The 5,131-nt window shown below is 48.5% G+C and carries 5 protein-coding genes and 1 pseudogene; all 6 read left to right on the plus strand.

Features of this window, described 5'->3' with window-relative positions; translation table 11 throughout:
- Positions 1-1,319: pseudogene (locus H618_RS22900) on the plus strand (hypothetical protein); the annotation flags it as partial.
- Positions 1,319-1,789, plus strand: coding sequence for a hypothetical protein (locus H618_RS22650; protein ID WP_081673819.1), 471 nt, complete (start codon positions 1,319-1,321; stop codon positions 1,787-1,789). The pseudogene H618_RS22900 and the gene H618_RS22650, both read left to right, overlap by 1 nt.
- A gap of 681 nt (positions 1,790-2,470) precedes the next feature.
- Positions 2,471-2,737, plus strand: a complete 267-nt coding sequence (locus H618_RS22135) for a hypothetical protein (protein WP_050577358.1) — start codon at positions 2,471-2,473, stop codon at positions 2,735-2,737.
- A gap of 423 nt (positions 2,738-3,160) precedes the next feature.
- Positions 3,161-3,619 carry a hypothetical protein gene (locus H618_RS22655; RefSeq protein ID WP_081673820.1) on the plus strand — a complete coding sequence of 153 codons (459 nt, stop codon included), beginning with the start codon at positions 3,161-3,163 and terminating at the stop codon, positions 3,617-3,619.
- 359 nt (positions 3,620-3,978) lie between these two features.
- Positions 3,979-4,359 carry a hypothetical protein gene (locus H618_RS0118800; protein WP_028696534.1) on the plus strand — a complete coding sequence of 127 codons (381 nt, stop codon included), beginning with the start codon at positions 3,979-3,981 and terminating at the stop codon, positions 4,357-4,359.
- Positions 4,360-4,943: 584 nt separating this feature from the next.
- On the plus strand, positions 4,944-5,131 hold a 188-nt coding region (locus H618_RS21925), incomplete at its 3' end, for a hypothetical protein (protein WP_033727803.1).

The raw sequence follows: 5,131 nt of genomic DNA on the forward strand, positions 1-5,131 counted from the left end.
GCCAGGACTCGACCACAGGCCTGAACCGCGATGTGGATCGGGCGTATGAAGTCACCAAGGATGATGAGCGGCGGACTGATCTGTATGTGACCAAGAGTTCGACGGAGGCCGCTCTCAGTCCTGTGGAAACCCGCGATCGGTGGCAGAAAAGTGCAGCCCTGTATGGCGAGAACACCCGCAATGCTACCGAGAATCTGAAAGATCTGATCGACGCTGGCTGGCTCTTGCCGCTTGGGGCTGCCGTAGGTCTCAGATACGACCTCGTGGAGAATCGCGTACGTGATACGGAATTGGCCCAACAGCTCAGAAGTCAGGATGACGGCAAGCGCGCGGTCGGTATCAGGACCGCCCTTGAAAGAATGGCGGGCGGCAAGTTGGGCAGCAGTGGGGAGGCATTGGTTACTCGACTGACGGCACTGGGTGCCAGCGACCCGGAAGAAACACGACGAACACTCGACCTGATCGACTCGCTAAAAACGCCAAACTATGTTTCAAACTTCGCCCCAGTGGTGCCATTGGCCGGAGGAGTCGCGCTTGCACTGAGCGCCGCGCTCGCTACGCCTGAATCACAGGACAAGCTGCGCGAAGCGGCGAATGCGGTAGCAACAGCCACTGCAAAAGCCGGTCAATCCGCCAAGGAGCAGGTCAGCACATCGGTTGAAATCTGGAAATACCTGTTTGGCACCGCCTTCCCTGTGCACTTGCTGGATGGGGATAACTCGAAGCTGGCGAATCCTATTGCCGAAGCCCAAGGCAAAAATCCTTCGAGTGAGGGCTATGCTGCTGGTGGAAGGCCTGAAAGCTCGGGGTCGACGGGCGGTCGCGAGATCGTCGATGGCACAGGTGGCGACTATTCGCGACCTGTGGAAGTGTTGCCAGCACCGGGGGTGATGAATCAGGATTCGGTTGATGGGGAGGATGGTCCAAAAGGGGAGGTGTCCGGTCTTCTTCCAAAACCTGGTGCCACATCTATTCCTGCAAGTGGCGTAGGTGCTGGTGCAGCATTTAAGGTAAATTCAAAGCAGCTGGGTAAAAAGCTCGGTAAGCACGTTGAAGATTTCGGCGGCAACGCGGCTAATCCAGCAGATCGTAAAATGGTACTCGATAAAATTCATGACGTTGGGAGTAACCCTGAAAAGGTAATCCCCGGGACTTTTGCTGGGCAAGGAGCAAATGGCGCACGGGGTGATGTGTTTTTCAGAGTCAAGGGTAATGATGTGGTTGTTACGAAGCCTGATGGAACGTTCGTTACTATCCTGAAGGATGGTGTAACTCAGAATCCATCTGTGCAGAGCGCATTGAAGGGAGGCGTCAGGTAATGAACTTTCCTGAACTTATGATTGCCTGGCTGTTAGCAGTGCTCGGGAAGAAACTACTGACAGTAAATGCTCTATTTCATGTTTTCTCTTCCGAGAGGGATTCTGCCCCCCAAGAGATTGGCCTTCTATTTGAAAATTCTGAAATTGGGAAGCTCTATGGCGGATCTGATGGTGCGTCTCTCTGTTTTTCCTTGAGTCCGATTTCAAGCTGCGATCTAGGTGAATACGGTAGGCAAGATATTTTTTGTATCTCTGGTGAGCCTTATTTCTCCGATGTTGTAGGAAGGATGTTAGTGTCAGCATCGCTTGTGCAGTCCTTGGCGGACGACGTAGTGATAGGCGTTGCTCTCTCGTTTGATAACGGGCTTTGCTTATCCATTTTAAACTTAGGTGATGAGCTTTTTGTCTATGATGAAATCCCAGTGGAAATAGTGATCAGTGAGGGAGTGAGCCTTATCTCTGTGAGTTAATGGTCCAAAAGCGACGGGGAATTCGATTGTTGATGCTGAGAAAGCTGCACTAGACCGCATTGCACAAAACCCTAAAGGGCCTGATCTTTCAAATAAGGCCCAGAGTACAGTTCTCAATACACAAGCTGTCGATGGTTTGAAGGCAGGGAAATTGCCTGGCACTCCCATAGGCGGCCCAGGTACGCCAAGAGAGATGCCTGCCAGTCCTAACCCAAGCGCCACTGCGGAGAATTTTGTCAGTCAAGTATTCGGTGGCTCACAGATCAGCAAGAAGTCAATAGCCGGATGTGTTGGGTGTTGGCGGGGTCAGACTGCAGAGGGTGCATGGGTTACATATCGTCCAGCTGGTCAGGCAAGCGCTGCAATTCCCTCAACCACTGCGACGGTAGAGATAAATAGCTCTAGCCTTAATGCCTTGAATGCAAATCAGGCTGGTAAAGGGCAGATTCTAAAGCTTAAGTTTCCCGTCAGAAGTGAGGTGGTGCGGTGAGTAGTGTCTCTACCGAATATTCAGTTTCTATCCAGAATAATATTTACATTCTGACGCTAGATGACTATACACCTCACGCAATATTGGGCGGGTTGAGCATGTCGCCAGATGCCCGGTCATGGCAGTATGCTGTCGACCTTATATATAGGTGTTTAGTGGTTGGCTTTTGGAGGGTATGGAATGTAGAGTGGATGGAGCTGCACGGGATCCAGAGCTATAGCGCACTCTGTGAGAAGTTGTCCGAGTTTAATCCGTTTGAGCTTTCAGAGGAGGGGGAGCAGTATTGGCTAGAGCCTTTTCTTTGTTGTACAGATTTAAGTTTAAGTTTGCTTAAGAAATTTGGTATTAACAAGGCCACAAGCGAATTTTGTGCGGAATTTATCGATGAGCTAGATAGTGTTTTTCGCGAAAACAATGTCGCCTGGGATCGGGGAAGCATTTTTCCGGTGAAGGCATAATTCCTTGGTCCAAAAGCCACAGGTGCCTCGCTGGTCAACGTAGCCAGCAACATTCACGCTCGGCGGCAAGGCAAGCATGTTCTTGGGCATAACAGTTTTATTCCCGGACGCAGTTAATAACTGCGTTGTGGATGGTGTGACTCGTTATGTTGGAGTAACCGACTAAATCGTTAAGCGCGGTCAAGCTCACCTCAGAGAAAAAGGCATCACGATTGACAGAATAGAGAGTTTACAGAGCCTTTCACGTGCTGACGACGGGCAGTCGAGCAAACACTGATCGACTACCATGGCCTTGGTAAAGATGGCGGCACGTTAATTAATAAGATTAACTCTATATCGTCTGTCAAAAACCCGACTAAGTATGAGCAGGGTTTGATTCGCGGCGCCGAGCTGCTGAAAAAAGCTGAATATGAAGGATTTTAAATGGCTAAGAAGGTAAAGCTGGGCGACATTTTGCAGGTGTTAACCTCGCAGGGGGTCGCATATGCGCAAGTTACTCATAAGCATCCGGAATTTGGTTTTTTAATACGTGTTTTTCCCGGGTTTCATAATGAAAAACCAAAAGATTTTTCGGTTGTTGTTGATGGTGAACCACAATTTTCCGCATTTTTTGTTGTTCAAAGTGCGGTAAATCAAGGCCTTCTATCCGTTGTGGCAAATGTTCCGGTTCCCGAAAGGTTACAAGTGTTTCCTACGTTCCGTTCCAGGAATGGCGGGCCGGGCGGTTCTATTTGGCTATGGAATGGAAGCGAACCACTTCGGCTGGAGAGAGAGATTAGCTCGGAAGAGCTGAAGCATTCCACAAGAGGAATTATCAGTGCGCCATTGCTTGTTGAGCGTATTGAAAAGAATTACAGAGCCGAGACTCATGAGGTTTGGTGAGATGTTGCCAGCATCGGGGCTGTTGAATCAGGACTCGGTTGATTGAGGGGATGGCGCAAAAGCCATTGAGGAGATTTTTGAAACTGGTCGAACGCTAAAGGCTAGTGAGTTGAAGTTATATGCTGAAGCTCAAGGTTGGACACCGACTCAGACTGATGGAGGTCATTGTAAATACATCGATGAGAGTGAAATCCTCGTATAACAATAAAACAAGGAGGTTCACGCGCACTAGGAAGCTCTAACCCACATGTTGAGTTCAAAAGTGCAACAGGCCAAACAACAGATGCTTTTGGCAATCCTGTCACTAGAAAGAGTTTGGAAAACCATACCCCAATTGACTTCGATCTTTAAGAAATTGTATGAACTATCATGAGATACCTGTGCTTTCAAATATCTACCTCGAAAATAGCTATGTTCTAGCGGTTGATGAGAGGGAGAATTCGCTAGTTTTTGAGTTGGAGCTGGTTCTTGGTGAGAATCACACGAAATACAAAAAGCCCCTGCCAGGGCAGATGTACTGCTACATAAGGGTTTTGTTACGTTTTCTGAATGTGGAATCTTTGGAGTGGATCAGCCGGAGGTTCATGGCTTATGAAGATTCATCGGGCGATATTGATTACGGAAACATAGACAGCTTCGTTGTTCTCGAAAATGGATATAAATTAGCAGGTGATTGGGGAGAAGTTATTATAAAAGGGCAGCATCTAGAAGTGGCTATTGACGACTTGCGATACCTCTAAAAAGTTGCCAGCAGGAATGAATGGTTATTATACGGAGTAAGGTAGGATAGATGCGAGTTTTGCCCATGAGATCTTGACTGAGGTGATTGACCCAGAAAAGCGATTAGTTGTTGCAGGTCCAGTCATGATTGAATTATATGATGTTTTTCCAAGCGACATACGAATCGGAGATCTTATTCGGTTTTATTGTGGTCGACTTGACGTTATGTGTTGATTCGTCAGTGGCGGAAATTGGCTATCCCAGAAGCTACCGTCTTTGGAGCTGATCAAGTTGTTGTCGGTTGGTGTAATTACATAAAATAGTAGTAACCCAAAAAATGAAAGAGCCATTTGATGAGCAGTGTTACATTGATTTGAAAGTTACGCCAAGAGAGCTTAAGTATTTTGTTTCGTGCGGATTAGCTCTAGTTCAGAATGTTCCAAGTGACTCCTTGTCGACATATTGCGGTCTTGGCAGGGATGAAATTGTCGAGCTTTCACTGCGGCTGAGGGAGATTGCTGAAGAATTAGGCGTTGACACGTAGCTTCTAACAGACAGTAACTGGTATGGATTAATACCTTGATCGAGGTATGAAAATACATGTGTGGCACCGCTTTTCCCGTACATTTGCTCGACAGGCGGCCGCGACCTCAACGTCAGCTCACTGCCCGACACCGGTAAGGTGCAAGGCGAGGAGTTCGACCTCAGCGCCACGGTGGTGGTCGGCCCTGGATCGGGCGCCAGCGGCTCGGTGGGCTACGGCCAGACCACCGGTGACAAGAACTGGGTCGA

This window comes from Pseudomonas cremoricolorata DSM 17059 = NBRC 16634, assembly GCF_000425745.1.
Lineage (GTDB): Bacteria > Pseudomonadota > Gammaproteobacteria > Pseudomonadales > Pseudomonadaceae > Aquipseudomonas > Aquipseudomonas cremoricolorata.